Origin of the sequence: Roseovarius conchicola (assembly GCF_041403425.1) — a bacterium.
Taxonomy (GTDB): Bacteria; Pseudomonadota; Alphaproteobacteria; order Rhodobacterales; family Rhodobacteraceae; genus Roseovarius; species Roseovarius conchicola.
Window position 1 is genome coordinate 692,627 of sequence record NZ_JBGEHK010000001.1, and the last position, 25,521, is coordinate 718,147.

25 protein-coding genes are annotated in these 25,521 nt (G+C 58.8%); 14 read left to right on the plus strand and 11 right to left on the minus strand.

Features of this window, described 5'->3' with window-relative positions; all coding sequences use genetic code 11:
* Positions 1-136: 136 nt before the first annotated feature.
* Together V6N02_RS03245 and V6N02_RS03250 are read right to left on the minus strand one after the other, a co-directional pair.
* The gene (locus V6N02_RS03245; protein WP_371224050.1) at positions 137-718 is read right to left on the minus strand and encodes a retropepsin-like aspartic protease family protein; all 582 of its coding nucleotides are present in this window, start codon (positions 716-718) and stop codon (positions 137-139) included.
* Between the two features lie 37 nt (positions 719-755).
* A complete protein-coding gene (locus tag V6N02_RS03250) occupies positions 756-1,382 on the minus strand; it encodes a MarC family protein (RefSeq protein ID WP_371224051.1) in 627 nt (208 codons plus the stop codon).
* Between the two features lie 111 nt (positions 1,383-1,493).
* Here V6N02_RS03250 and V6N02_RS03255 point away from each other — a divergent pair, with 111 nt between their 5' ends.
* Positions 1,494-2,252: a Stf0 family sulfotransferase gene (locus V6N02_RS03255; RefSeq protein ID WP_371224052.1), complete on the plus strand. Its 759-nt coding sequence runs from the start codon at positions 1,494-1,496 to the stop codon at positions 2,250-2,252.
* On the opposite strand, the gene V6N02_RS03260 is transcribed toward V6N02_RS03255, so the two are convergent.
* Complete coding sequence (locus tag V6N02_RS03260) at positions 2,249-4,096, minus strand: ABC-F family ATP-binding cassette domain-containing protein (RefSeq protein WP_371224053.1); 1,848 nt, start codon at positions 4,094-4,096, stop codon at positions 2,249-2,251. The genes V6N02_RS03255 and V6N02_RS03260 overlap by 4 nt on opposite strands.
* A gap of 47 nt (positions 4,097-4,143) precedes the next feature.
* Positions 4,144-4,767 (minus strand): YceI family protein, encoded by a 624-nt coding sequence (locus tag V6N02_RS03265; protein ID WP_371224054.1) that lies wholly within the window; start codon positions 4,765-4,767, stop codon positions 4,144-4,146.
* 172 nt (positions 4,768-4,939) lie between these two features.
* Here V6N02_RS03265 and ndk point away from each other — a divergent pair, with 172 nt between their 5' ends.
* Entirely contained in the window at positions 4,940-5,362 is a 423-nt protein-coding gene (gene ndk / locus V6N02_RS03270; protein ID WP_371224055.1) for a nucleoside-diphosphate kinase, read from the plus strand.
* Positions 5,363-5,458: 96 nt separating this feature from the next.
* Here ndk and V6N02_RS03275 read toward each other — a convergent pair whose 3' ends face one another.
* The 6 genes from V6N02_RS03275 to V6N02_RS03300 all read right to left on the minus strand — a co-directional run bounded on the left by V6N02_RS03275 (position 5,459) and on the right by V6N02_RS03300 (position 11,881).
* A complete protein-coding gene (locus V6N02_RS03275) occupies positions 5,459-5,806 on the minus strand; it encodes a TfoX/Sxy family protein (protein ID WP_371224056.1) in 348 nt (115 codons plus the stop codon).
* 296 nt (positions 5,807-6,102) lie between these two features.
* Positions 6,103-7,149, minus strand: a complete 1,047-nt coding sequence (locus V6N02_RS03280) for an alcohol dehydrogenase catalytic domain-containing protein (protein ID WP_371224057.1) — start codon at positions 7,147-7,149, stop codon at positions 6,103-6,105.
* A 3-nt stretch (positions 7,150-7,152) separates the two neighbouring features.
* Positions 7,153-8,139, minus strand: coding sequence for an arginase family protein (locus V6N02_RS03285; RefSeq protein WP_371224058.1), 987 nt, complete (start codon positions 8,137-8,139; stop codon positions 7,153-7,155).
* 85 nt (positions 8,140-8,224) lie between these two features.
* Positions 8,225-9,814 (minus strand): ABC transporter permease, encoded by a 1,590-nt coding sequence (locus V6N02_RS03290; protein ID WP_371224059.1) that lies wholly within the window; start codon positions 9,812-9,814, stop codon positions 8,225-8,227.
* Positions 9,807-10,844: a quaternary amine ABC transporter ATP-binding protein gene (locus V6N02_RS03295; protein WP_371224060.1), complete on the minus strand. Its 1,038-nt coding sequence runs from the start codon at positions 10,842-10,844 to the stop codon at positions 9,807-9,809. The genes V6N02_RS03290 and V6N02_RS03295 overlap by 8 nt, the downstream gene beginning before the upstream one ends.
* Positions 10,845-10,930: 86 nt before the next feature.
* Entirely contained in the window at positions 10,931-11,881 is a 951-nt protein-coding gene (locus tag V6N02_RS03300; RefSeq protein ID WP_371224062.1) for an ABC transporter substrate-binding protein, read from the minus strand.
* A gap of 432 nt (positions 11,882-12,313) precedes the next feature.
* On the opposite strand from V6N02_RS03300, the gene V6N02_RS03305 reads away from it, so the two are divergent.
* Positions 12,314-13,363 (plus strand): Hint domain-containing protein, encoded by a 1,050-nt coding sequence (locus tag V6N02_RS03305; RefSeq protein WP_371224063.1) that lies wholly within the window; start codon positions 12,314-12,316, stop codon positions 13,361-13,363.
* A gap of 3 nt (positions 13,364-13,366) precedes the next feature.
* On the opposite strand, the gene V6N02_RS03310 is transcribed toward V6N02_RS03305, so the two are convergent.
* The gene (locus V6N02_RS03310; RefSeq protein ID WP_371224064.1) at positions 13,367-14,206 is read right to left on the minus strand and encodes a LysR family transcriptional regulator; all 840 of its coding nucleotides are present in this window, start codon (positions 14,204-14,206) and stop codon (positions 13,367-13,369) included.
* A 106-nt stretch (positions 14,207-14,312) separates the two neighbouring features.
* On the opposite strand from V6N02_RS03310, the gene V6N02_RS03315 reads away from it, so the two are divergent.
* From V6N02_RS03315 to glnT, 11 genes are all read left to right on the plus strand, one after another.
* On the plus strand, positions 14,313-15,785 hold the full coding sequence (locus V6N02_RS03315) for an aldehyde dehydrogenase (RefSeq protein ID WP_371224065.1): 1,473 nt from the start codon (positions 14,313-14,315) through the stop codon (positions 15,783-15,785).
* Between the two features lie 15 nt (positions 15,786-15,800).
* Entirely contained in the window at positions 15,801-16,859 is a 1,059-nt protein-coding gene (locus V6N02_RS03320) for an LLM class flavin-dependent oxidoreductase (RefSeq protein ID WP_371224066.1), read from the plus strand.
* On the plus strand, positions 16,849-17,445 hold the full coding sequence (locus tag V6N02_RS03325) for an amino acid synthesis family protein (RefSeq protein WP_371224067.1): 597 nt from the start codon (positions 16,849-16,851) through the stop codon (positions 17,443-17,445). The genes V6N02_RS03320 and V6N02_RS03325 overlap by 11 nt, the downstream gene beginning before the upstream one ends.
* Positions 17,446-18,243, plus strand: coding sequence for an alpha/beta fold hydrolase (locus V6N02_RS03330; protein ID WP_371224068.1), 798 nt, complete (start codon positions 17,446-17,448; stop codon positions 18,241-18,243).
* Positions 18,244-18,267: 24 nt separating this feature from the next.
* Positions 18,268-19,956: a thiamine pyrophosphate-binding protein gene (locus V6N02_RS03335; RefSeq protein WP_371224069.1), complete on the plus strand. Its 1,689-nt coding sequence runs from the start codon at positions 18,268-18,270 to the stop codon at positions 19,954-19,956.
* A gap of 2 nt (positions 19,957-19,958) precedes the next feature.
* Complete coding sequence (locus tag V6N02_RS03340; protein ID WP_371224070.1) at positions 19,959-20,324, plus strand: carboxymuconolactone decarboxylase family protein; 366 nt, start codon at positions 19,959-19,961, stop codon at positions 20,322-20,324.
* A 66-nt stretch (positions 20,325-20,390) separates the two neighbouring features.
* Positions 20,391-21,023: a helix-turn-helix domain-containing protein gene (locus V6N02_RS03345; RefSeq protein ID WP_371224071.1), complete on the plus strand. Its 633-nt coding sequence runs from the start codon at positions 20,391-20,393 to the stop codon at positions 21,021-21,023.
* A gap of 90 nt (positions 21,024-21,113) precedes the next feature.
* Positions 21,114-22,010 (plus strand): class II glutamine amidotransferase, encoded by an 897-nt coding sequence (locus V6N02_RS03350; RefSeq protein ID WP_371224072.1) that lies wholly within the window; start codon positions 21,114-21,116, stop codon positions 22,008-22,010.
* 1 nt (position 22,011) lies between these two features.
* Entirely contained in the window at positions 22,012-22,689 is a 678-nt protein-coding gene (locus V6N02_RS03355) for a GltB/FmdC/FwdC-like GXGXG domain-containing protein (RefSeq protein ID WP_371224073.1), read from the plus strand.
* An 11-nt stretch (positions 22,690-22,700) separates the two neighbouring features.
* Positions 22,701-24,047, plus strand: coding sequence for an FMN-binding glutamate synthase family protein (locus tag V6N02_RS03360; RefSeq protein ID WP_371224074.1), 1,347 nt, complete (start codon positions 22,701-22,703; stop codon positions 24,045-24,047).
* A gap of 65 nt (positions 24,048-24,112) precedes the next feature.
* Positions 24,113-25,447: a type III glutamate--ammonia ligase gene (glnT, locus tag V6N02_RS03365; RefSeq protein WP_371224075.1), complete on the plus strand. Its 1,335-nt coding sequence runs from the start codon at positions 24,113-24,115 to the stop codon at positions 25,445-25,447.
* The last annotated feature ends 74 nt before the right edge of the window (positions 25,448-25,521 follow it).

Here is a 25,521-nt window from a genome sequence, read left to right on the forward strand (position 1 = left end):
GGTGGTATCTCCTTTGATCCATAAACCTGAATCGTAAAGTCAGGTTTAAGGTCAGAGGTAGAGAGGGGGCTACGGAAAGGCCTTGATCCAGATCAAACATATATAAAAAATTGAATATGTTTTTAAATTTAAAAGCTCAGCGGGTCAGAACCATTTTTCCGCCCCTGATTTCAACGCTGGAAAATCGCTGAAGATAGTCCATGCCAAGTAACGAGCGGTCCATCTCGCCTTCGTTGACCGTGGCGCGCACACGTGTGTCGCGTAAAGGACCGACATTGATACTGTCCAGCGTGACCGGGGCCGTGCGCACCTCGCCATTGGCTGTGAATGCGCGACCGACATAGGCCAATGTACTTGTGTCGATCCCGGCCGCTTCAGCATCGTCATGGGTCAGCACGATGCCGGTGGCCCCGGTGTCCACCACGAAATCCACCGGCGCACCGTTCACATCGGCGGTGAGATAGTAATGCCCGTCCATGGCGCGGGCCAGTTCGATCTGGTTGTCAGCGGTGACATTGGCAATACCGGGTGTCACGGTGTGGCGGATGTCGCCCCAAAGGCCCACTGCCGCGATGACACCGATAAAGATCAGCCCCCAGACCAAGGCATGTTGCGTGAGTTTGCCCAGGGAATTGCGGTTCTGGGCAAAGAACCAAAGCACAACAGCGCCGCCCAGTAGCGCCAGATAAATCAAACGACCTGTATCATACTCGCTCATATCTAAGATATAGGGGCAGGGGGCAGGATTGAGAAGGTCATCCCGCCAGCCCAAATCCACGCAAGCCGTCCAATACGAACTGTACCGCCAGCGCGGCCAGCAACATGCCGAACAGACGGGTGATCACGTTGATGCCGGTCTTGCCCAGCAGTCTTTCCAACACGCCCGCTGTCATGAACAACAGCAGGACCAGTGCGACCACCGCCAGCATGACGCCAATCACCCAGGCCAATCCTTCGATCCCCGGGCGCTGTCCGGCCAGCAGGATAACCGATGCGATCGAGCCGGGCCCCGCAATCAGTGGAATCGCCAGCGGAAAGATCGATGGATCGTCGCCCTCTTCCTCCTCAGCCTCGTCCGATGTGGCCTTACGCCGTTTGGTGCGGCGTTCAAACAGCATGTCCAGCGCGGTCAGAAACAACAGGATGCCCCCGGCAATGCGAAAGGCGGGCATGGAAATGCCGATAAAGCCCAGCACCGCCTCGCCAAAGGCGGCAAAGGCGATCAGGATCAGGGCAGCCGTCACGCAGGCACGCAGCGCGATCAGACGGCGCCGACGCTCTTCAATTCCTTGGGTCAGCGCCACGAAGAGGGGCGTCATCCCAATGGGGTCAATGATCACGAAAAGCGTGACAAAAGCGGTGATCAGAAAAGCGACGTCCATAACCTGTCCGTGGATTCGGGGGTGCCCCCGTTGCATCATGCCCAGTGCGATTTGCCAAGCCATGTTATCGGCCACGCATCCTCGTGATAGTGCAAACGCAGGGAGACGCGCATGACAAAACCCGTTCAATCCTACATCCTGTGCACCAGCCCGCGCAGTGGAAGTACGTTGTTATGTGGGCTGCTGAAAGCCACGCAGTGTTGCGGGTTGCCAGATTCCCATTTCCACGAACCATCGCTGGAGGCGTGGCTGGGCTATTACGATCTGGAAGGCGTACCCTTCGCGTCCCACTCTGAGGCTGTGCGCGCCGCCCTTGGGGCTGCACGCGCCTATGGGAGGGGCAAGACTGATATGTTCGGGCTGCGGCTGCAACAGCACAGCGCTGTGTTTTTCTTTCAGCAACTTGCACAACTTCATCCGCGATTGGACGGCGATGTGGCGCGTATAGATGCGGTTTTCGGGCGTACGGCCTATCTTTACCTGACCCGCGAAAACAAGCTGGATCAGGCGATTTCATACCTGAAAGCCGAACAAAGCGGGCTTTGGCATCGTGCGCCGGACGGCACCGAGATTGAGCGTTTGGCACCTCACCGCGACCCGGTGTACGATCGTGCAGCACTTGGCCAACAGATTGCATTGTTCGAGGCCTACGAGCGCGAATGGCAGGGGTGGTTCGCGCGTCAGGGCATCCGGCCGCTAACCCTCACCTATGACGCGCTGGCCGCCGACCCGTGGGGAGTGTTGGCGCAGATTCTGGAGTATTTGGGGAAGGACCCGGCTGTGGCAAAAACACTGACTCTTCCGGTGGCCAAGCTGGCGGATTCGATGAACGAAGAATGGGCCGCGCGCTATCTGGCGGAGCAGGTTTAACGTTCCGCCTTTTCCAGCCGCTCAAGCGCTTTCATCCAAAGGCCTTCGGCGCGTTCGATTCCATCCATCACTTCGGCGTATTTCTTATTCCAGCCCGCGGCTTGCGCGGCGTTTTCTTCTTCGTACATCGACGGCTGCGCCAGTTTGTCGGCCACCTTGTCACGCATATCGTTCAGTTTGTTGACCCGATCTTCGCATTTGCGCACCTCTTGGCGCAGGGTCAGAATTTCGTCGCGCGACAGGCGTTTTCTCGCAGGTTTGGGTTTGCTGGTCTTGGCCGGTTTGTCGCCGGCCAGCAACGCGGCGCGATAGCTTTCAAGATCACCGTCATAGGGCGCCACGCGCCCGTCCTTGACCAGCCACAACCGATCCGCCACGAGGCTGAGCAGGTGCATGTCGTGGCTGACCAGAATGACCGCGCCGGTATAGGCGGTCAGTGCCTCCACAAGGGCCTCGCGGCTTTCGATATCAAGGTGGTTGGTCGGTTCGTCCAGGATCAGCATATGGGGCGCATCAATCGTGGCCAGCATCAGCGACAGGCGCGCTTTTTGGCCACCCGACAGTTTGCCCACCAGCGTTTCGGCCTGTTCCGCACCGATGCCAAACCCACCGAGGCGCGCGCGCAGGCGTGACGGCGTTTCATCGGGGCGCAGGCGGCGGATGTGATCAATCGGGGCTTCGTCCACATGCAGCTCTTCCACCTGATGTTGTGCGAAATAGCCGACGCGGAATTTCGACGCGGTCGTCATTCGGCCCTGTAGTGGTTTAAGTTTATCGGCCAACATCTTGGAAAGCGTGGATTTCCCCTGGCCGTTCTTGCCCAGCAAGGCGATGCGATCATCCTGATCAATACGCAGGTCCAGATGTGACAGGACCGCCTGTCCATCATAGCCGACCGAGGCCCCTTCAATCGCGATGATCGGTGGCGACAGCTCCTCTGGTGACGGGAAAGTGAATTTCTTCAACGCCGCCTCTTTCGGCGTGGTGATCGGGGTCATCTTCTCGATCATCTTGAGACGGGATTGCGCCTGCACCGCCTTGGTGGCCTTGGCGCGGAACCGATCCACAAAGCTTTGCAGATGGGCGCGACGGGCCTCCTGTTTTTTGGCTTCGGATTCGGCGGCGGCGATCCGGCTGGCACGGGTACGCGCAAACGTATCATACCCGCCCTGATACAGCGTCAGCTTGCGGTCTTCGAGATGCAGGATCGAGCCCACGGCACGATTAAGCAATCCACGATCATGGCTAACGATCAGCACGGTGTGTGGATATTTCGCCAGATAGGTTTCCAGCCACAGCGCACCTTCAAGGTCGAGGTAGTTGGTCGGTTCATCCAGCAGCAACAGATCGGGTTGAGAAAACAGCACGGCCGCCAAAGCGACGCGCATGCGCCACCCGCCTGAAAAATCCGAGCAGGGTTGTTGCTGTTCGGTACTGCTGAACCCCAGACCGCGCAGGATGGTGGCCGCGCGCGCTTCGGCGGACCAGGCATCAATGTCGACCAGTCGCATCTGAATGTCCGAAATCCGGGTCGGGTCTGTCGCGGTTTCGGATTCGGCCAGCAATTCCGTGCGCTCGGTATCGGCGGCAAGGACCGTGTCGATCAACGAAACCTCGTTGCCGGGTACTTCCTGAGAGACGCCTCCGATACGCGCGCGCTGGGGCAGGGTGATCGCGCCCGATTCCAGCGCCAGTTCCCCCCGGATCAGTCGGAACAGCGTTGTTTTGCCAGTGCCATTGCGCCCGACAATGCCCACTTTGTGACCGCCCGGAATTGTGACCGAGGCGTTTTCGATCAGCGGGCGGCCGGCCACCGAGTAAGAGATATCATCAATGCGCAACATGGGGTCGAGCCATGCCGCAACTGTGCGGTGGCGTCAACGCCCCTTGCTCACTCTGCGGGGATGGTGCCGGTGAACTCGGCCTCGATGCGGAACGTGACAAGGTCGCCGACACCAGCGGTAGAACCGGGTTCAGGCACACCGTAAGTCATGCCGAAAGCCGAGCGGTTGATTTCTCCGGTGGCCGAAAACCCGATGCGCGCGTGAGGCTCGAATGTGCCAGCGGGAATTGCCCCGTTCAGATCCACCTGCAGTGTGACCGGGGCCGAAGCTCCCAACATTGTCATCTGGCCTGTCACCGTGGCGCTGTCTTCGTCGGTCAGCGTGACGCTGTCAGAGGTGAACGTGATCGCCGGATAGGTGGCGACATCGAACCAAGGGGCGGCAAGCATGGCATCGAGAAAACCCTCAGGCGGGCTGGGCAGGTCCAACGAAGATGGGTTGATCGTGGCGGTCAGCTTGGCTGCGGCGGGATTGGCCGGATCCAGGGTAAGCGTGGCATCAAAGCTGTCAAACCCGGCGGTGTAATTGGTCAGGCCCAGATGGTTGACAGAGAAGACCAGACTGGCATGGCTCGGGTCCAGCCGAAATTCCTGTGCAGGGATCGCGGCGGGGCCCGTGGTGTCGCCATGCGCACCGGCATGCAGCACTGCGATGAAAAGAAATGATAACATGATAAAGACTCCGCTCTGAGGCTCGGTTGGCAACAATCCTAGGCATATTGGTCAGGACGGGCCAGAGCGCATTCGCCGCTTTTCAAAGCCTTTGCCCCATGCTATCGCAGCCGCCAATGAGGGGCGCGGGCATTGGGCCAGGCGCGCAAACACTGAACTGAAAGAGGCTGACATGGCTGTTGAACGCACGCTGAGCATCATCAAACCCGACGCAACCAAACGCAACCTGACTGGCAAGATCAACGCCAAGTTCGAGGATGCAGGTCTGCGCATCATCGCGCAAAAACGCATTCATCTGACCCCTGCACAGGCGGGTGTGTTCTATGCCGTCCACGCCGAGCGCCCGTTTTACGGCGAACTGTGCGAGTTCATGGCCAGCGAGCCGGTGGTTGTACAGGTTCTGGAAGGCGAGGGTGCCATTGCCAAGAACCGCGAAGTGATGGGCGCGACCAACCCTGCCGACGCCGCGCCGGGTACCGTGCGCGCCGAATTTGCCGAGTCGGTCGGTGAAAACTCGGTTCACGGTTCGGACGCACCGGAAACCGCAGCGGTTGAGATCGCGTATTTCTTCTCAGGTCTGGAACTGGTGGGCTAAACCATCTGTTCGGATTTTCTTTTGGAACGGCGTGTCGAGAGATGCGCCGTTCTTTTTTAGCCCGGTTAACAGGTGCGCAGCGCTTTGTGACACACATCAGTTCGGGCTTCTCTCGGAAGGTTCAATCACACCAATCTGATCAAGCATCTGTTCAAGTTCGGATTTTGGGGAAGGCGTGTTTGCGGCCTTGATCGCATCAAAGCGGGCGCGCAGTTGGCGTTTCTCATCGCCCTGGCAGTCGTTCCAGGGACGCCCCTGTAAACCCATGATAAGCGCGTAATACCCTATGAAGTGGGGTGAGGTGCCAGTGGCGATCAGGCGGGCATAGGCTGCATCCGCGCCCAAGGCGCGCAACTCTTCCGCCGACGCAATACCTGCATGTTGGCAAGCAGCCTCAACTGCGGGGCCAAGATTACGGATTGTTGATACGGATGTGCCTGTCATACCCGCAGGATAGTGGACAAATCTACCGACGGAAACCGGTCAGATCGCGGCGAAGTCGGTGAAAACCTGTTTCGAGATGATCTTGGGTTGGTTTTGCTGAGTCGGTTTCGGTTTGCCTGCAGGTTTGCTGGGGGGCTTGGGTGTCACATTTGGCATTGGTCTGCTCCTGTTTTTTATCAGCAGTCCAGCCGGAGCACCCGACTGGCGCTTTTATAGTTATCCACAGGAATTATCTGCGGATGCAGACGAGGTTTGGAGGGAAATGTGGCGAAAGTGTGGCCGTGGTTGACGATACGTTAACAATCCATCTGATCTATGACCGAAACACCATAGTTTTGGAAACGATCCATGGACTTTAGGGCCTCATGCGCGCCGCTGAGGGGCAATGTCTGGGTCACAAGACGCCCAGGATCCATGCGCCCGGCGCTGATCATCTCGAACAGCGAGGCAAACCGCGCAGGGCCAAGCCCGCGCGTCCCATGCAGGGTCAGTTGGCGCGCATAAACCAGCTCAAGCAAAGGCAGGGTTGGTGTGGCATGAGTCCCGACGGGCATGCCAATCTGCACATGACGGCCCATTTTGCGCAGGCTGCGCAGCGAGTTTTCAAACGTGGTGGTGATGCCAAGCGCATCGACTGACACATGCCCGCCGCCGCCGGTGGCCTGTTGCACTTCAGGCCCCACATCGCCGAAGGCCGCGTTCAGAACCGCATTGGCCCCAAGGCCGTGCGCCATGGCCAGCGCTTCGTCATTCACGTCGACAGCCATCACCTGCGCACCCAAGGCGGCTCCGATCATGACAGCCGACAGGCCAACACCACCACAACCATGGACCACCAGCCATTCGCCCGGCTGCAACCTCCCGCGATCGACCACGGCGCGAAAGGCGGTGGTGACCCGACAGCCCATCCCGGCGGCGGCCACATAGCTCATATCGTCTGGCAGAGCGACAAGATTGAAATCGGCCTGCGGGATCGCGATCTGCTCGGCAAAGGCACCAGGGATCGTAAAGCCGATGGTGTTCTGGATCTCGCAAATGGTTGGCTCACCTGCGCGGCAATCAGAGCAATGACCACAGCCCAGCACGAAGGGGGCGGTGACCCGGTCGCCGATCTTGATGCCGCGACAGTCCGGGCCCGTGGCGATCACATCGCCGGAAAACTCGTGCCCCATGATGTGAGGCAGAGCCACGTCGGGATCGGCCCCTTTCCAGGCATGATGATCCGAGCGGCACACACCACAGGCGCGCACCATGACAATCGCGCCATCACGCGGACACTCCGGATCTGCCACGGTCTCCAGTGGTAACGCGCCGCCGAATTCGGACATGACAGCAGCTTTCATGGATCAGACCTTTGTCTTCGCGGTGTTTTCCGCGATCATCGAGATCATTTCAAACATCACCGCCGCGGCAGTCAGGGCGGTGATATTGTTGGGGCTGTCCTTGGTGGGCATCATGCAGACCACATCGCCGCCAATGATGTTCAGGCCCCGTGCTGCGCGGACAATGCCGACGGCTTCGTCGATATCAAAGCCTTTCTCACCGGGTTCCAGATTGGACACTGCGGGGGCAACAGTGGGATCAAGGCAATCAAGGTCAAAAGTGATGTAGACGGGCCGGTCGCCCAGCACTTCTTTGGTCTGCGCTACAACATCGGCTAGGCCACGCTGACGGAAATCCTTCATGGTTACAACGTTATAGCCATAGTCGTAGGAGGGCTGCAGCCAGTCCAGACTGCGGGGATGACCGCGCAACCCGATCTGCATCGACCGGGTAGGATCGACCTGTCCCTGATCTGCGAGGTAGGCGCCCCAATGCGCCGCCGATTTCTTGGCGCCGAGGAAGTGATCAACCTTGGTGAAGACATCCGTATGGGCATCCAGATGCAGGAAGCTGACCGGCTCTCCGCCTGCCAGCTTGCCGCCACCGAGGGCCTCTACGATCCCACCGGTGATCGAATGATCACCTCCGATGGATACCGGGCGTGCGCCAGCCGCATCGATGTCCTTATAGAAGGCTGTGATCTGCTCGATGCAATCCTCGTTATCATTGGCACGCGGAAAGGGTACATCGCCCACATCGGCAATCTTGGCGCTGTTCCAGGGATCAATCTGAAACTCCATATGAACGCGCCGCTGCACGGCAGAAACATGACGCAGCGCGCGGGGGCCCAGGTGCTGATCCCGTTCGGTTGTGCCATTGCCGGTGCTATGCGGTACCCCGACAAGCGCGATGTCCTGTCCTTCGGGGCCTTCATTGGGCGCGCGGAACATGGTGGGAATACCCCACCAATAAAGATTATCCATCATGGACTTTTGATAAGAGTCAGTCATGTCGAAGCTCCATAGGGCATGAAAAAGGCCCGGGCCAATCTAAGCCTGGGCCTTTCTCAAAAGGCAAGATCAGTAAGACGTTAGATCACTCTTTTTGATCTTGGCGCTTGAAGGCGCCTTGTACGACACGGTCCATCACCATGGCGAGGAATAGGATCGCAAAGCCACCTAGCAGGCCGGGGCCCTTGGCGGCGTATTGCAAGGCCTCAAGGATTTCCTGACCCAGACCACCGCCGCCGATCAGCGAGATGATCACAACCATGGACAGGCACATCAGGATGGTCTGGTTCACACCGGCCATGATCGAGGGCAGGGCCAGCGGAATTTCCACATCCTTCAGTTTTTGCCATCGCGTGGCGCCAAAGGCGTCTGCCGCCTCCTTGATGCTTTCAGGCACGCCACGCATCCCCAAAGCGGTCAGGCGGATCACCGGCGGCATCCCAAAGATGATCGTGGCCAGAATGCCGGGTGGGTTACCTGTGCCGAAAAACGCGATGATCGGGATCAGGTAAACGAAGGCCGGCAGGGTCTGCATCAGGTCCAGCACCGGCTCGGCCATCCGGTAGGCGCGGCGCGACTTCCCGAACCAGATGCCCAGCGGAATGCCGATCACCACGCAGAGCAACACAGCCGCGCCAACCAGCGCCAGTGTTTCCATGGCCAGAGCCCAGTAGCCCAGCAAGGACATGTAGGCCATTGACGCGACGGTAAAGATGGCCACGCGAGGGCCCGCCGAGCGCCAGGCAACAACCGCAATCACCAGCATCACAACCGGCCAGGGGGAATCGTTCAGTGCGATGGTCAAACCGTCCAGAACCGACCGGACGCCCGAGACAATGCCGTCAAAGACGTCCCCACCCGCAATGGCAGCGGCATCGATGCGCGCTTCCATCCACGAGGCGATGACCGAGAAGAACGTGCCATTGCCTTCACCCAGCGCATATTCTGACAATTGCCGCTCGGGGAAGGTGGTCAGCAGGTCCATCGTGGCATTGACCGTGAAGCGATAAATCACCAGCGGCGCAATCGCGACGGTCAGAACCGCGCCGAGAATGGCGTTGCGGTTTGAACGCCCGCTTTCCGTGCTGTCGGGCTCGATCCGCCAGCGGGAATACTGTTTTTCATAGACGGTATTGGCATAAAGCCCCTGAATGACCTTGAAGATCAGAAGCATGATGATGCCAGTGATCATGATGCCGGTCGCCTCGGCCTGCGCCTGTTCGACCTTCTCCAAGTTGGTGTCGATGGCCCGCTGCATATTGTCGGCCAGCTTGGTAAAACGGTCGATATCGGCCTGTTCGGTGGCCGCAGCCGCCTGATCCAGCCGCCTCTGCATGGTTTCGGCCTGCTTGGCTGCCCGTTCCAGGAATTCCGATCCCGGCGTGCCCCAAAGGCCGCGCCCAATTTGCACCCAGGCGATGATTTCAAGGATCAGGAAGCCCCAGAACATCCCCCAGATCGCCCGCGACGAGGCCCAGAGCGGCCCCAGAACCGCGGCCCAGATGTTGAAGGTCTTGGGCACAAAGCTGGTGTTGTCGTGGATCTGGTGGAAGCTCTCGACATAGTAGTCGCCGTTTACTTCGGCAAACTCCTTAATCGAAGCGTCCAGCGTGTCGCGATCCACCTCGATGTCCGAGGCGGCGGTGACTTTCAATTCTGTGGCAGTATCAGTCATCTTTGCCCCCCTGGATGCCGCGCAGAAGGCGCGGTTTGGTGACGACACCCACATCGGTGCCGGCTTCGGTGATCACCACCGGTTGTTCGGTTTCCACGGCCAGATCAATTAACTGATCCAGATCCGCGCCATGATCGGCGCGCGGTGCGCCATCAAGCGACCCTTTGTAGCTGTCCAGCGGCTCCATAATCGAGTGCGCCTTGACCAGTTTCAGCTTGGAGATGCCTTGTACGAATTCACGTACATAATCGTCCGAGGGGTTCATCACGATGTCTTCAGGCGTGCCGATCTGTACGATCACGCCGTCTTTCATGATGGCGATGCGGTGGCCGATTCGAATGGCCTCGTCCAGATCGTGGGTGATGAACAGGGTGGTTTTCTGCAACTGCGCGACCAGCGCCTTGAACTGATCCTGCAACTGCAGGCGGATCAACGGGTCAAGCGCCGAGAAGGGTTCGTCCATTAACAGCACTTCGGGGTCCGAAGCGAGGGCGCGGGCGATGCCCACACGCTGCTGCATCCCGCCCGACAGTTCCTTGGGCAAGCGATCTTCATAGCCGGTCAGATCGACCAAGCCCAAGGCGTGGTCAGACACCGCCCAGCGTTTCGATTTCGAGACTTTGCGAATTTCCAGCGGGTAGGCCACGTTGTCGCGCACCGAGCGGTGCGGCATCAGCGCCATATGCTGAAACACCATGCCGATCTGCTGGGATCGGATGCGGCGCAATTCGGCCTCGGAAATCTTGGACACATCATGCCCCAGAATTTCGATATTGCCAGATGTCGGCTCGATCAACCGATTGATATGGCGCACCAATGTGGATTTGCCCGAGCCAGACAGGCCCATGATACAGAAGATTTCACCGCGAGGCACTTCAAAGCTGGCGTCCTGAACGCCCACCACGCAGCCAAAGCGCTCCAGCACCTGAGGTTTGGTCAGGCCTTCTTTAAGAACAGCCTCCATCGCCTCGTCAGCGCGCGCGCCAAAAATCTTCCAGACATTTTTAAGTTTTACGACTGGGTCGTCCATACCATCCCCCGTTGGTCCGCTTTTCGCGGTCATTCAGATATAGAGAGGCCGCCGCAACACACGTCGCGACGGCCAATTGGTATGGCTTAGTTCGTCAACCAGCCCAGAACGGTTTCTTCGTTTTCCGCAACCCAGGCTTTGGCGAAATCGCCAGCTTCCTGACCGTCAACCGCCAGGGCTTTGCCCATTGCGCTCAGGTCATCGCCCTGCATCTGGAAGTTCCGGAACAGGGCCGCAACTTCGGGATGGGCTTCTTCCAAAGCTTTCGAGTAGTGCAGGTGCAGGGTGGCACCGTTCCACGCGGTCGAGGCCTCGGATTTTTCCAGCCAATCAGGATCGTCCGTGGGCTGAACAATGGTCCATGTCGACGGGTCATGCGCGGGCTCTTCCAGAACATGCAGCTCTTGCGTCACAAAGATGTAATGCGGGCTGTAGCAGAAACCGACCCAGGGGTCACCGGCCTTGGTGGCGTTGGCGAGATTCGCATAGGCAATGGTTTCTTCATACTCGGTCAACTCGAAGACTTGATCGTAGCCATATGATTTCGCGCGAATTTTCTCAACCACGGTTGAGGCCCAACCGGGTGCGCCAATCCACACTTCAGGCGTGCCGTTACCGTCGGTGTCAAAGATTGCAACCTTGTCGGGATCGCTGAGGTCATCAATGGTTTTGATGTCATGCTCTTCGGCGATGTATTTGGGAACACACATGCCTTGCTCGGCCTGAACGGGGTTTTCGTTCATCACAACCGTGCCTTTGTCTTTGACATAGGTGTCATGCAGGTTCTGCTGGTTGGGCATCCAGACTTCGGGGTGGGCATGCATCGAGCCTTTGTCCATCGCTTCGAAGACGATCGGGTTGGTGCCGTTCTGCAGTTCCACATCCAGACCCAGGTTTTCTTCGATCACCACTTCCAGCACATGTGCTGTGGCATTGACCGACGCCCAGTTCGGCACGCCGATCACAACGTCAGCTGCCAGCGCGGGGCCAGCGGCGACCATCAAGGTGGTGCCCATCAGTGTGGTAAATTTCTTCATCTTTCTCTCCTTGTTGATCCGTCGGGTTTTTGCGACGGGTTTTTGGCTGTCTAGCAAACAGCATGCGCCGATGGCCTGCATCGGTCGCGGATTTCGTTGGTAAATTGTATCTCCCTGGCACGGGCGGTTTGATCCGCTCTGTCCTTTTTTGAGTGATGGCGGGTATCCCGCTCGCGCTTATAGGACCACAGCCTTCGCAGGGCTGACAAGGGCAGCGCAGGTAAAAAAGACCTGAAAAATGAAAGTTTTCGTCGATTCTTTTGATCATTTTCAGGTTATCGAAAAGGGGCTTCAGACAATCCGAAGTTAGAGGCCCAAATTACGGCCATCTGGAGCGAACTTTAAAATTCAATACAAATAGATCAGCCATTTTCGAGGAATGTTAAAGGTCCCGGCGACAGTCTTGCGCCGCTGAGCGCGGAGGTATTGGCGATGGCTGGATACATTTCTGAGTTTCGATATGTGGGGAACAGCAATGAGGAGTTCCTTGAGATTGCCTTGCCCGAAGGCACTGACCCGTCCGGCTATATGGTTCATATCTATGACTATACGGGTGCGATTATCTCATCCCATCCATTGGGGGTCGCAAATGGCACCATGGGGGGGCATGACGTTTACACGGTTGACGCCGGAACGCCGGGCTTTTCGGTCGGCAATACGATGGGCAACATGTACCCGGATGACGCGGTTGCCTTAGTGGACGGGTCGGGCAACGTTCAGCAATTCGTCTCGTATGATGGTAACACTGTCACCGGCGCCACGGGGCCAGCGGTAGGCCTGACCAGTTTGAGTGTGGGGTCGGCCGGGTTCGGCCAATCGCTGCAATCGGACAATGGCGGGGCCGGGTATTTCACCCAATCCACGCCAAACCAGGGGAGTATTCCGGCCTGTTATGGACCTGGCACCCTGATTGCAACGCCCGAAGGCCCGCGTCCGGTTGAGACCCTGCAAGCGGGTGACAGGGTTTGCACTTATGATGGCACCTCTCATGACGTTCGCTGGGTCTGGTCGGGGGTGCAGCCTCTGGATGGGGCGAATGGGCATCAAAAACCGGTGCTGATCAAATCCGGTGCATTGGGGCCCGGGCGACCAGCACGTGATCTGGTTGTCTCGGGTCAGCACCGTATTGCTGTGGGTTTGCCGGGGCAGCTTGACAGCGTTTTTGAAAGCCCCTGTCTCGTCCCGGCCAAGGCGTTGGTGTGCCTGCGCGGGGTGCGCTACATGCTGGGCAAACGTCAGATCGTCTGGCACCATCTGCTTTGTGCCGATCATCAGTTGATCCTTGCAGATGGCGTGGTGTCAGAGACGCTTTTGCTCGGCCCGCAAATCCTGACGACGCTCAGCCGTGCGCAACGTTCGACGGTGGCCTGTGCCCTTGGGCGCAAACTGAACATCACCAAGATGCCCGCCGCTGCCTTGCCTTGCCTTACTGTTGGAGCAGCTCGGCGTGCCTTTGCAGCGGTTGCACGCCGTGCGGCCTGACCCTCAAGTATTGCGTAGCATATTGACCAAAGGCAGGAACCATGACCAATTTGCGGCTGCACTATCATTTACGATCAGGCTTTTCTTGCGCGTAAAAACCGGCGCGCCGCGCAGGGTGTGCAAACGGCCGTCCCCGACGTAAAAAGCGGCCAATGCGCGAGGCAGGTAGGCGGACCCACCGCGTTCCAAAAGGCACTGAAGCGCCCACCAGGAACTGTCAAAGCTGATCCGTGCGATCCCGGCATTGTGATACGCCTCGTCATGCTGCCGGCGATATTCCTCGCCATGATCAACAAAGATGTAGTGCGGATCGGCATCTATTGGCGTGTCCGGGTTGGTGGAATAGAGCACCAGTTCCTCGGGCGGCAAGGGATGCACGGTTTGACTGCCGCGTGCCACCGAGTCGTAGGTCAGGATCACATCCGCCATCCCGTCTCCCAGCCATCGCTCCAGATCTTGTGCACTGCCTTGCAGGACCGACACGGCCATTTCCTTATGCCCTGAAATCACGCCATCAAAGAATGCACGACCGGGTCCGTGCCACAACTCGCGGTCGCAACCAAAGGTACAGATGCTTTCAAGACCAGAGGGCAGGGCGGTGTCATGCTTGGCCTGGCGCCATAGCCCGGTCATGATCCGCGCATAGCGCAATAGCTTGGTGCCCGCCGGGGTCAGTGTCGCCCCGGATTTCTGGCGCGTAAGCAATGTCTGCCCCAATTCCTCCTCCAGCGTTTTCAGCCGGGCCGTGACCGTCGATTGCGTGACGTTCAACTGATGAGACGCGCGGACCAGACTGCCCGTATCGACAATCGACAGGAAGGTTTGCAGGGCGTTCAGGTTCATCACGGCCTCTCAATTCGAAGTTTTTGCACTTATGCAGCAAAACAATTCAATATCAAGAATTATACGGTTGTGGCAAACTATGCCGCAGCGAACAGGTGAGGACGGTATGAAAGACTATCAGATGTTGATCGGGGGTGCGTGGGTTGATGCCTCGGATGGAAAGCGGTTTGAAACCGTCAATCCCGCCACCGGAGACGTTTGGGCCACCGCGCCCGAGGCGACGGCCGAGGACGTGGACCGCGCTGTCAAAGCAGCCCACAAAGCCTGTTATGAAGGACCATGGGCCGACATGACACCCAGCCAACGGGGCGCGTGTTTGCGCCGATTGGCGGACCTCATGGCCGAGAAGTCCGAAGAAATGGGCGAGATCGAAACCCGCGATAGCGGCAAGATGTTTTCCGAGACCCGCTGGCAGGCCAAATACATCGCTGAATTCCTGATGTTCTATGCGGGTGCTGCCGACAAGATCAGCGGCGACACCTTGCCCATCGACAAACCTGACATGTTCGTTTTCACCAATCGCGAACCTTTGGGCGTGGTGGCAGCGGTGGTGCCGTGGAACTCGCAACTGTTCCTGACAGCCGTCAAAATCGGCCCTGCATTGGCGGCGGGCAACACCGTGGTGCTGAAAACCTCGGAACATGCCCCTGCCGTGATCCTCGAATTCGGCCGTTTGATTGCCGAGGCGGGCATTCCCGATGGCGTGGTCAATATTGTGACCGGCCATGGAGATCCCTGCGGCAAGGTTTTGACCAGTCATCCCCTGGTCGCGCGCGTGTCCTTCACCGGCGGGCCGATTGCGGCACAGCATGTGCTGATGAACACGACCCAGAACTTTGCACAGGTTAGCCTGGAGCTGGGCGGCAAGTCCCCGTTTATCGTCTTTGACGATGCCGATCTGGAAAGTGCCGTCAACGGCTCGGTCGCGGGCATTTTCGGGGCCTCGGGGCAATCCTGTGTCGCAGGGTCTCGACTGATCGTGCACGAGGATATTGCAGATGAGTTCCTCGCCCGGATGGTCGAGATCGCAAGTGGCATTCGTATCGGGGATCCGATGGCCGAGGACACGCAGATGGGGCCGCTCTGCACCAAGGGCCAGATCGAAACGATCGAACGCGAAGTCGCGCGCGCAGTGGAGGAGGGCGGCACCGTTCTATGCGGAGGCGCGCGTGCCGATGCGGGCAGTGATCAGTTCTATCAGCCCACCATCATTGATTGCCCCGGGCCGCATCTGCACATCGTCGATACCGAGCTGTTTGGCCCGGTCCTGAGTGTTTTGCGGTTCCGCACCGAAGAAGAGGCGCTGGCGCTGGCCAATGACACCGAACATGGACTGGCCGCCGGGATTTTCACCCGCAACTCTGCTCGTGCGCTGCGGGTAAGCCGAGCGGTGCGTGCCGGGATCGTCTGGGTCAATACTTACCGCGTGATCAGCCCTGTGGCCGAATTTGGCGGCATGAAATCAAGTGGTTATGGCCGCGAAAGCGGGTTTCAGGCAGTCTATGATTACACCCGTCCCAAGACCGTGTGGATGAACACGTCGGATGCGCCTATCGGCAATCCGTTTCAAATGCGTTGAGCGAAGGAGAGAGAGATGAAATTTCATATTGCGATCAATCTGGAGCGGATGAGCCCCGAGACCGATATGAAAGCGGTGCGCGATCACACGCTTGAGATGGTGAAAATGGCGGATGCCGCCGGGTTCGAGATCGCCTGGGCGGCGGAACACCACGCGCTTGAGATGACAATTGCCCCCAACCCGTTCCAGATCCTTGGCTGGTGGGGTGAACATGCCAAAAACATACGCCTGGGTGTGGGCGTGGTGAACGCCGCCTATTGGCATCCGATTGATCTGGCGGGTGAAGCCGCGTTTCTGGACCTGATCAGCGATGGACGTCTTGAGTTTGGCATTGGGTCGGGTGCGTATCAAAGGGAATTTGACCGCATGAAGCCCGGTTTGGATCAGCGTGACAGCTGGCGCTATATGCAGGAAATGCTGCCCGTCGTGCAGAACCTTTGGCAAGGAGATTACGAGCATGATGGCGAATTCTGGCAGTTCCCCACCGCCACATCCTGCCCCAAACCGGTGCAGCCTGACGTGCCCGTATGGGTGGCCGCCCGCGCGCCGATCACCTTTGATTATGCGGTCGAACATAACTGCAATATCATGTCCTGGCCGCTGACCATGCCGATGAGCGAGGCCGAGACCTATCGTGCCCGGCTGGATGATGCGATTGCCAAGAATGGTGGCAAGTATGGCGGCACATGGTCGCTGATGCGACATTCGGCTGTCTATGACAATAAAGAGGATCGCGCGGCTGCCATGGCCTCGGTGCGCGGGGTTCTGGGCCAGTTCGGCAACCTGATGATGAAGTCAGGCGAAGTGATCAATGGTTTCCCTGAGCAGGTGCCGCTGGAAACCCTGGATGGAAACGCAAGGGTTGACCCGCAAATGCTGGAAGAAAACCTGATGTTCGGTTCTCCTGCCGAAGTTACTGAAAAACTGCGCGCTTACGAGGCTTTAGGCGTCGATGCGTTTATCTATTATGCTTCGATGGGGATGGATATGGACCAACAAAAGCGATCTCTTCAGTTATTCATCGATAAGGTGATGCCGGCCTTTGCAGAGAAGGAAATGGCCCATGCCGGTTGAATTGCGCCGGACGTTGAGCCAGGTCCAGACCACTTACCGGGAAGGCTGGAAGGACGTGGCAGAGCCGACCATTCTGGTCACCGCCATGGCGATCATCCGCAACCCGTGGTTCGGGATGGGGCATGTCGAAGACCTTGGCCCGGAAATTCGCGAACACGGGCCTGTGCTGGGCAAACTGCTGACCGATATGGTTTTGAAAGAAACCGGTGGCACCGTCGAAGGGTATGGTAAGGCCTCGGTTGTCGGCATGGGCGGCGAGCAGGAACATGGTCAGGGCCTGACCCATACGTTGTGGTTTGGAAATCAGTACCGCGAGGCGGTGGATGCCAAAAGCTATCTGGTGTTCTCCAATACGCGGGGGGCGGCGGGGACTTCGCTGATCATTCCGCTAATGGACAAGGATGATGGCGGACGCCGCTCGCATTATCAGACCATTCATATTCAAGTGCCCGATGCCCCGGCCGAGGATGAGATCATCATCGCGCTTGGTGCGTCGATCGGCGGCCATCCCAATCACCGGATCGGGGATCGCTATGCGGACCTCAAGGAAATGGGCCGGGATGTTGACAATCCGGCGGGCGTTTAGATGCCGGTAAGCGCAGGAGGCACGGCCTATGAGTTGAGCGGACCGGAAGACGCGCCCGTTGTGGTGCTGATTCACGGGCTGGGCATGACACGGGCCAGCACATGGGGTCCGATTGCGCGGCTGTTGGTCGGGCAGTTCCGGGTGTTATCCTACGATCTGAACGGGCATGGTGAGACGCCTTTGCCGAATGAGGTGCCCAGCCTGACAACCCTGTCCCAACAGTTGATCGTCCTGATGGATGAATTGAGCATCGACAAGGCCGCCTTGGTGGGCTTTTCGCTGGGCGGGATGATCAATCGGCGCGTGGCGATGGATCACCCGGACCGGGTGTCGGCACTGGTGATCCTGAATTCCCCGCATGAACGCGGGGAAGAACAACAAAATCTGGTGGAACAGCGCGCGAGGGACACCAGCGCCGGTGGGCCCGAAGCCACGATTGATGCCACGTTGGAGCGGTGGTTCACCGCCGAATATCGTCGGGATAACAAGGTTTTGGTGGATGAAATTCGCGCAGTCGTTCTGGCCAATGATCATCACAGCTATGCCCTGAATCGGCAGGTTTTGGCGTCGGGCGTGGTCGAGCTGATCCGCCCTGATCCGCCGATCACCCATCCCACATTGGTGGTGACCTGCGAGAATGACAGCGGGTCGACCCCTGCGATGAGCCACGCCATCGGCGACGAGATTGCCGGGGCCGAGGTGCAGATTATTCCAAGCCTGCAACATCTGGGTTTGATCGAACGTCCCGGGTTGTTTGCCGGGCGCATTGAAGATTTCCTTGGCCGCATATTGGGCTGAGACAGAGCGAACGGGACCAATCATATGACAAAACTGACAGGTGGTCAGGCGGCCGTCGAGGCGCTGAAGGCCGAAGGAACCACCCATGTGTTTGGCCTGATCGGCTCGGCCACGATGGAGATCTTCGACGCGCTTTATGATGCGCCCGAGATCACCTTTATCGGGGTGCATGACGAACGGACCGGCACCCATATGGCCGATGCGTTTGCGCGGATGAGCGGGCAGGCGGGCGTGGTGCTGGCCGGGCAGAACGGCCCCGGTGCCACCAATCTCGTCACCGGGCTGGCGCAGGCCAAAGCGGCCTATTCGCCAGTGGTCAGCATCGCCGGGGCCCTGGCCAGCGGGCATAAATATCGTGATGCTTTTCAAGAGGTTGATCAGGATGCCCTGTTCAGGCCCGTGACCAAGAAAACCTGGACCGCCACCAACACGGATCGCGTGCCGGAAATGATGCGCGAGGCGTTTCGCGAGGCGATGGCGCCACGGCAAGGCCCGGTGCAGCTGAACCTGCCGCGCGATGTTCTGGCCGGGCAGGCCGAGTTTGAGACATTCCAGACCCCTCATCAGTATCGCCCCTACGCACCACCCGCTGGCGCGCCTGAGGCGATCACCCGGGCCGTGGCCTTACTGTCGGAGGCCACACAACCTGTGATCATCGCCGGGGGCGGGATCAAGACCACGGGCGCGGCAGATCAATGCATGGCGCTGGCCGAGGCGCTGAACTGCCCTGTGGTCACCTCGCCGGGGCATGGTGATGCGGTGCCGTTTGGGCACCCGCTTAATGCCGGGCAGATGGGACCGCGCGGTAATGCTGTGGCCTCCCGATTGGTGAAAGAGGCTGATGTCATCCTGGCCCTTGGTACGCGGATCGGCTTTAACGCCACCTTCTACACCTATGATAACATTAATGAAGACGCCAAGATCATCCATGTGGAGCAAGAGCCGACCGCGATTGGCCGCTACTTCTCGGTGGAAATGGGGATCATGGGCGATGCGCCCATTGTGGCCGATCAGATACGCGCGGAAGTTAAGCGTCTGGACAAGCGCGCCACGGCAGAGGCCTGGACGAATGCGTTTCAAGCCGAGCGCGCGGCTTACTTAAGCAAGCGGGATGCCGATGCACAAATCGATGCGATGCCGATTCACCCGACCGGCCTGTTCAAGACTTTGCGGGATGTCTTGCCCCAAGACGCGGCCGTGACGATGGATGCAGGTACATTGTGCCTTCAGGCGACCGATGCGTTGAACTATCACCATCCCAAAAGCCTGTTCACGCCGCTTGATTTCGGGCTTGTTGGCTTTTCCTTCGCCGCAGGTCTGGGGATCAAGCTGGCCGCGCCTGACCGTCCCGTTGTGTCCCTGATGGGCGATGGCGGGTTTGGCATGACCGTTTCTGAACTTAGTACCGCTGTGGATTATGGCATCAACACCGTCACTGTAGTGATGAACAACGGCTGTTGGGGGGCCGAGAAGGCCTATCAAAAGGATTTCTTTGGTCAACGCTACATCGGCGCGGATGTATCAAGCCCGCCATTTGATAAGCTGGCCGCGCTTTACGGCGCCAAAGGTTATCGCGCCGAAACACTGGATCAGATGACGCAGGCGATTGAAGATGCGCTGACCTGTGGCAAACCGGCCGTGATTGACACGATGGTGGACCCTGAGGCGCTCTATTCCTTCCGGCGTGACAGTTTCAAACATCGCGGAGGATGAAGATGAGCGACTATCCCGCCACGGATGCACAACGTCAGACCGAAGACTGGAACCCGATCTGGGATCTGATGGCCGAGATGGACCCGGACTATCTTGAGGCGTTTCTGGCGTTTCGCGCCGTGCCGCAAAAACAAGGGCCGTTGCCGCAGAAAACCAAAGAACTGATCATGATCGCGATCAATGCAGCCACCACCCATCTCTGGGCACCCGGCGTGCGGCGCCATATGCAGAACGCCTTGCGCGAAGGGGCGACACAGGAAGAAATTCTTGAAGTGTTGCAATTGACCTCGATCATGGGGGTACACTCGATGACCCTTGGGGCACCTATTCTGGCCGAGGAGTTGGAAAAGCTCGCCAAGCCCGAGTGAGCCATGCGCTTGTAATCCGGGCGGGGATTTCTCATTGTTGGTGAGATTTGAAGGAATAAGAGCCAGATGCCCACATCAAAACTGAGCCAGGATCCCCACAAGGTTCAGGACATTCGCGAGAAAAATCTTGAGACGGCGATTGGCCGTGAGGTCCGCGAGTTTCGCCGCCAGCGCGGGATGACCGTGGCCGACCTGGCGCAGACGACAGGGCTGTCCGTCGGGATGCTGTCAAAAATCGAGAACGGTGTGACCTCGGCATCCCTGACCACGTTGCAAACCCTGTCAGCGGCTCTGAGTGTGCCTGTGACGGCATTTTTTCGCCGTTTCGAGGAACGGCGCGAGGCGGTGCATGTCAAAGCGGGTGAGGCCGTTGAACGCGAACGCGCCGGGACAAGGGCAGGGCACCAGTACCGGTTGCTGGGCCACCTTGGGGCCAATTCCAGTGGTGTGATGGTGGAACCCTACCTGATCACCCTGACAGCGGAATCCGATATTTTCCCGACCTTTCAACATGAAGGCATCGAGCTGCTTTATGTGCTGGAAGGTGAAGTCGGGTATCGTCACGGCGATCAGAGTTTTCACCTCAAACCTGGTGACAGCTTGTTTTTTGACGCTGACGCCCCCCATGGGCCGGACGAGTTGATTTCACTGCCTATTCGCTACATTTCGGTGATTTCTTACCCGCAGTCCGGCTCCTGATAAATTTCCTCACAGGAAAAATTAATTCTTATGGTTGAAGTGGTCGCGCCGCTGCGCTAGGTTTCCTGCCAAAGAGTAAGGGAGGCGCCGATGTGTGGAATCGTCGGACTATTTTTGAAAGATAAATCGCTCGAACCCAAGCTGGGTGAGATGTTGACCGAAATGCTCATCACTATGACGGACCGCGGCCCGGACAGTGCCGGGATCGCGGTTTATGGTGATGACGCTGAGGGGCGCGCCAAGCTGACCATCCAGTCGGGCGACCCCGTTGAGACTTTTCATGGACTTGAGGACGAACTGTCCGAGCAATTGGGTGTTGCGGTGCATCTGCGGGCCAAAGACACCCATGCGGTGATTGATCTGCCCGAAGAGAAGATGCGCGATGCGCGGGCTGCCTTGAAAGATCTTCGACCCGAAGCGCGGGTGATGAGCGCCGGGGAAACCATTGAGATTTATAAGGAAGTGGGCCTTCCCGGTGATGTGGCCGAACGGTTTGATATCCCGCGGCTGGAAGGTACCCATGGCATAGGCCACACACGCATGGCCACGGAAAGTGCGGTGACGACGCTGGGCGCGCACCCGTTTTCCACCGGGGCCGATCAATGTCTCGTTCACAACGGATCTCTGTCCAATCACAACTCGTTGCGCAGGGAGCTGGCGCGTCAGGGTGTGACGGTGGAAACCGAAAACGACACCGAAGTGGCCGCTGCTTACCTGACGTGGAAGATGCAGAATGGCAGTACGTTGGGTGAGGCGCTGGAAAGCGGCATCGATGACCTCGACGGGTTTTACACCTTCGTCGTGGGCACCAAGGACGGCTTTGGCGTGGTGCGCGACCCGATTGCCTGCAAACCCGCCGTGATGGCCGAAACCGACCAATATGTGGCCTTTGGCAGCGAATATCGCGCCCTGGTCAGCCTGCCGGGCATCGAAGACGCCCGCGTCTGGGAGCCTGAACCCGCAACCGTCTATTTCTGGAACCATTAAGATGCAGACATTCGATTTGGGAGAGAAAGGGCTGCGCGCGCTGCACGAGGAACTGCACGCTCAGGCCGCGACAACCAACAAAACCGCCTGGGAGATTGTGAACCCCAAGGGCAGCCATGCGATTGCCGTGGGGCTGGACGCGCCGATTGAAGTCACCGTGCGTGGCTCGACCGGCTATTACTGTGGCGGCATGAACAAACAAGCCACTGTGCATGTCGATGGCAGCGCCGGACCCGGTGTGGCCGAGAACATGATGAGTGGCACCGTCATCGTTGAAGGCGACGCCAGCCAATATGCCGGGGCCACGGGCCATGGCGGGATGCTGGTGATCAAGGGCAATGCTGCCAGCCGCTGCGGGATTTCCATGAAGGGGATCGACATCGTGGTGCAGGGCAATGTTGGTCATATGTCGGCCTTCATGGCGCAATCGGGCAACCTCGTGGTCTGCGGTGACGCGGGCGAGGCGTTGGGGGATTCGATTTATGAGGCGCGGCTGTTCGTGCGCGGATCGGTCAAAAGCCTTGGGGCGGATTGCGAAGAGAAAGAGATGCGCCCTGAACATATCGCGCTGCTGAGCGACCTTCTGGAGCGCGCCGGGGTAGATGCCAAGCCGGAAGAATTCACGCGCTATGGCTCGGCCCGCAAGCTCTATAACTTTGACATCGACAACGCATATTGAAGGAGATCGACATGGCGAAGGACGACGACCATCACATTCCCCGCACCGTGCCGATCCAATCGGCCACATTTAGCCCCGAGGTAAACGCCGAAATCCGCCGCGCGGCGGCGACGGGCATCTATGACATCCGGGGCGGCGGAGCGAAACGCAAAGTGCCGCATTTCGACGACCTGCTGTTTTTGGGGGCATCCGTGTCGCGCTATCCGCTGGAAGGATATCGTGAGCGCTGTGACACCAACGTGGTGTTGGGCACGCGCTATGCCAAGAACCCGATCGAGCTGGATATCCCGATCACCATCGCGGGGATGAGCTTTGGTTCGCTCTCCGGTCAAGCCAAGGAATCGCTGGGCCGCGGGGCGACATTGGCGGGCACCTCGACCACGACGGGCGATGGTGGCATGACCGAGGAAGAGCGCGGCCATTCCGAAAAGCTGGTCTATCAATACCTGCCCAGCCGCTATGGCATGAACCCGGATGATCTGCGCCGTGCCGACGCCATCGAAGTGGTTGTCGGGCAGGGCGCCAAGCCCGGTGGCGGAGGCATGCTTTTGGGCCAGAAGATCACCGAACGCGTGGCGCAGATGCGCAACCTGCCCGAGGGGATCGATCAACGCAGCGCCTGTCGTCACCCCGATTGGACGGGACCGGACGATTTGGAAATCAAGATCCTTGAGCTGCGCGAGATCACCGGTTGGAAAGTGCCGATCTACGTGAAGGTCGGGGGTGCAAGGCCTTATTTTGACACGACTTTGGCGGTCAAGGCCGGGGCCGATGTCGTGGTGCTGGACGGCATGCAGGGCGGCACGGCCGCGACGCAGGATGTGTTCATTGAACATGTGGGGCAGCCAACTCTGGCTTGTATCCGTCAGGCTGTTCGGGCGCTGCAGGATCTGGACATGCACCGAAAAGTACAGCTGATTGTTTCAGGTGGTATTCGCACCGGTGCCGATGTGGCCAAGGCTCTGGCGCTGGGGGCGGATGCGACCAGCATCGGCACAGCCGCGATGGTGGCGATAGGTGACAATGACCCCAAATGGGAGGCCGAGTATAACAAGCTGGGCACCACGGCAGGGGCCTACGACGATTGGCACGAAGGGCGGGATCCAGCGGGTATTTCGACGCAGAACCCGGAACTGTCGGCGCGCCTTGACCCGGTCGAGGCTGGACGTAAGCTGCGCAACTATCTGAAAGTGATGACATTAGAAGCCCAGACTTTGGCGCGGGCCTGCGGCAAAAGCCATGTACACAATCTGGAACCCGAAGACTTGTGCGCATTGACTCTTGAAGCCGCGGCCATGGCGCAGATACCGTTGGCAGGCACTGATTGGTATCCGGGAAAGCCAGGTACAGGGTATTAACAAATATGCGGGGAGGCGGGGCAACCGCCCCCTGACGACGACAACAGGGAAAAGGACTATTGCAGATGAGCATTGATCTGGCCGCCTACGCCGCGGAAAAGGGCGTCAAATACTTCATGATCTCCTACACGGACCTTTTTGGCGGTCAACGGGCCAAGCTTGTGCCTGCTCAGGCGATTGCCGATATGCAGGAAGAGGGCGCAGGATTTGCCGGCTTTGCCACCTGGCTGGATCTGACACCGGCGCATCCCGATATGCTGGCCGTGCCGGATCCGGATGCTGTGATTCAACTGCCTTGGAAACCCGAAGTGGCCTGGGTTCCGGCCGATCCGATGATGGAAGGCGAACCGGTGGCGCAGGCCCCGCGCAATGTGCTCAAGCGCCTGATCGCCGAGGCTGCCGGGGAAGGCATGCATGTGAAAACCGGCATCGAGGCCGAGTATTTCCTGCTGACGCCGGATGGCACACAGCTGAGTGACGAATTCGATACGGCTGAAAAACCTTGCTATGATCAGCAGGCCGTCATGCGTCGTTATGACGTGGTGCGCGAGATTTGCGATTACATGCTGGAATTGGGCTGGGGGCCATATCAGAACGATCATGAAGATGCGAACGGCCAGTTCGAGATGAATTGGGAATTCGACGATGTCCTCGCCACGGCTGACAAGCACAGCTTCTTCAAGTTCATGACCAAATCCGTGGCCGAGAAACATGGCTTCCGTGCCACTTTCATGCCCAAGCCTGTGGAAGGGCTGACCGGCAATGGGTGCCATGCGCATATCTCGGTCTGGGATGCGCCGGGCGCTGCGGCCAAGACCAACGTCTTTGCGACGGATGCCACCGGCGGCAGTCCCACGGCCGAACTGGGCCTCTCTGAACAGGGCGCTCATTTTCTTGGCGGCATCATGAAACATGCCAGCGCCCTGGCCGCGATCACTAACCCGACGGTGAACAGCTACAAACGCATCAACGCACCGCGCACCATGTCAGGGGCCACCTGGGCGCCCAACACGGTGACATGGACCGGCAACAACCGTACCCATATGGTGCGGGTGCCGGGCCCGGGGCGCTTCGAGCTGCGCCTGCCGGACGGGGCGGTGAACCCCTATCTCTTGCAGGCGGTGATTATCGCGGCGGGCCTTTCGGGGATGCGCACAGAGGCTGATCCGGGCAAGCGCTGGGATATCGACATGTATGCGGAGGGCCACAAGGTGCGCGGCGCGCCCAAGCTGCCGCTGAACATGCTGGATGCCTTGCGGCTTTATGACAAAGACAAAGAGCTGAAAGCGTCTATGGGCGAGGAATTCTCGGCGGCGTACCTGAAGATGAAACATCAGGAATGGACCAGCTTTGTCACCCATTTCAGCCATTGGGAAAAAGAGCACACGCTGGATATCTGATCTGCGTCCAATGCTTTTGAGGGCGTGGCATCCAAGCCGCGCCTTTACTTTAATGGCAGCTGTGCGGGACGGAG

Excerpts from the sequence above, each read along its gene's own strand:
- V6N02_RS03335 (WP_371224069.1), top strand. The coding sequence starts at position 18,268 with ATGACAAAACTGACAGGTGGTCAGGCGGCCGTCGAGGCGCTGAAGGCC.
- V6N02_RS03275 (WP_371224056.1), bottom strand. The coding sequence starts at position 5,806 with ATGACAGGCACATCCGTATCAACAATCCGTAATCTTGGCCCCGCAGTT.
- V6N02_RS03290 (WP_371224059.1), bottom strand. The coding sequence starts at position 9,814 with ATGACTGATACTGCCACAGAATTGAAAGTCACCGCCGCCTCGGACATC.
- V6N02_RS03315 (WP_371224065.1), top strand. The coding sequence starts at position 14,313 with ATGAAAGACTATCAGATGTTGATCGGGGGTGCGTGGGTTGATGCCTCG.
- V6N02_RS03280 (WP_371224057.1), bottom strand. The coding sequence starts at position 7,149 with ATGAAAGCTGCTGTCATGTCCGAATTCGGCGGCGCGTTACCACTGGAG.
- V6N02_RS03320 (WP_371224066.1), top strand. The coding sequence starts at position 15,801 with ATGAAATTTCATATTGCGATCAATCTGGAGCGGATGAGCCCCGAGACC.
- V6N02_RS03285 (WP_371224058.1), bottom strand. The coding sequence starts at position 8,139 with ATGACTGACTCTTATCAAAAGTCCATGATGGATAATCTTTATTGGTGG.
- V6N02_RS03350 (WP_371224072.1), top strand. The coding sequence starts at position 21,114 with ATGTGTGGAATCGTCGGACTATTTTTGAAAGATAAATCGCTCGAACCC.
- V6N02_RS03250 (WP_371224051.1), bottom strand. The coding sequence starts at position 1,382 with ATGGACGTCGCTTTTCTGATCACCGCTTTTGTCACGCTTTTCGTGATC.
- V6N02_RS03295 (WP_371224060.1), bottom strand. The coding sequence starts at position 10,844 with ATGGACGACCCAGTCGTAAAACTTAAAAATGTCTGGAAGATTTTTGGC.
- V6N02_RS03330 (WP_371224068.1), top strand. The coding sequence starts at position 17,446 with ATGCCGGTAAGCGCAGGAGGCACGGCCTATGAGTTGAGCGGACCGGAA.
- V6N02_RS03345 (WP_371224071.1), top strand. The coding sequence starts at position 20,391 with ATGCCCACATCAAAACTGAGCCAGGATCCCCACAAGGTTCAGGACATT.
- V6N02_RS03340 (WP_371224070.1), top strand. The coding sequence starts at position 19,959 with ATGAGCGACTATCCCGCCACGGATGCACAACGTCAGACCGAAGACTGG.
- V6N02_RS03255 (WP_371224052.1), top strand. The coding sequence starts at position 1,494 with ATGACAAAACCCGTTCAATCCTACATCCTGTGCACCAGCCCGCGCAGT.
- V6N02_RS03325 (WP_371224067.1), top strand. The coding sequence starts at position 16,849 with ATGCCGGTTGAATTGCGCCGGACGTTGAGCCAGGTCCAGACCACTTAC.
- glnT (WP_371224075.1), top strand. The coding sequence starts at position 24,113 with ATGAGCATTGATCTGGCCGCCTACGCCGCGGAAAAGGGCGTCAAATAC.
- V6N02_RS03360 (WP_371224074.1), top strand. The coding sequence starts at position 22,701 with ATGGCGAAGGACGACGACCATCACATTCCCCGCACCGTGCCGATCCAA.
- V6N02_RS03265 (WP_371224054.1), bottom strand. The coding sequence starts at position 4,767 with ATGTTATCATTTCTTTTCATCGCAGTGCTGCATGCCGGTGCGCATGGC.
- V6N02_RS03300 (WP_371224062.1), bottom strand. The coding sequence starts at position 11,881 with ATGAAGAAATTTACCACACTGATGGGCACCACCTTGATGGTCGCCGCT.
- V6N02_RS03355 (WP_371224073.1), top strand. The coding sequence starts at position 22,012 with ATGCAGACATTCGATTTGGGAGAGAAAGGGCTGCGCGCGCTGCACGAG.
- ndk (WP_371224055.1), top strand. The coding sequence starts at position 4,940 with ATGGCTGTTGAACGCACGCTGAGCATCATCAAACCCGACGCAACCAAA.
- V6N02_RS03245 (WP_371224050.1), bottom strand. The coding sequence starts at position 718 with ATGAGCGAGTATGATACAGGTCGTTTGATTTATCTGGCGCTACTGGGC.
- V6N02_RS03310 (WP_371224064.1), bottom strand. The coding sequence starts at position 14,206 with ATGAACCTGAACGCCCTGCAAACCTTCCTGTCGATTGTCGATACGGGC.
- V6N02_RS03305 (WP_371224063.1), top strand. The coding sequence starts at position 12,314 with ATGGCTGGATACATTTCTGAGTTTCGATATGTGGGGAACAGCAATGAG.
- V6N02_RS03260 (WP_371224053.1), bottom strand. The coding sequence starts at position 4,096 with ATGTTGCGCATTGATGATATCTCTTACTCGGTGGCCGGCCGCCCGCTG.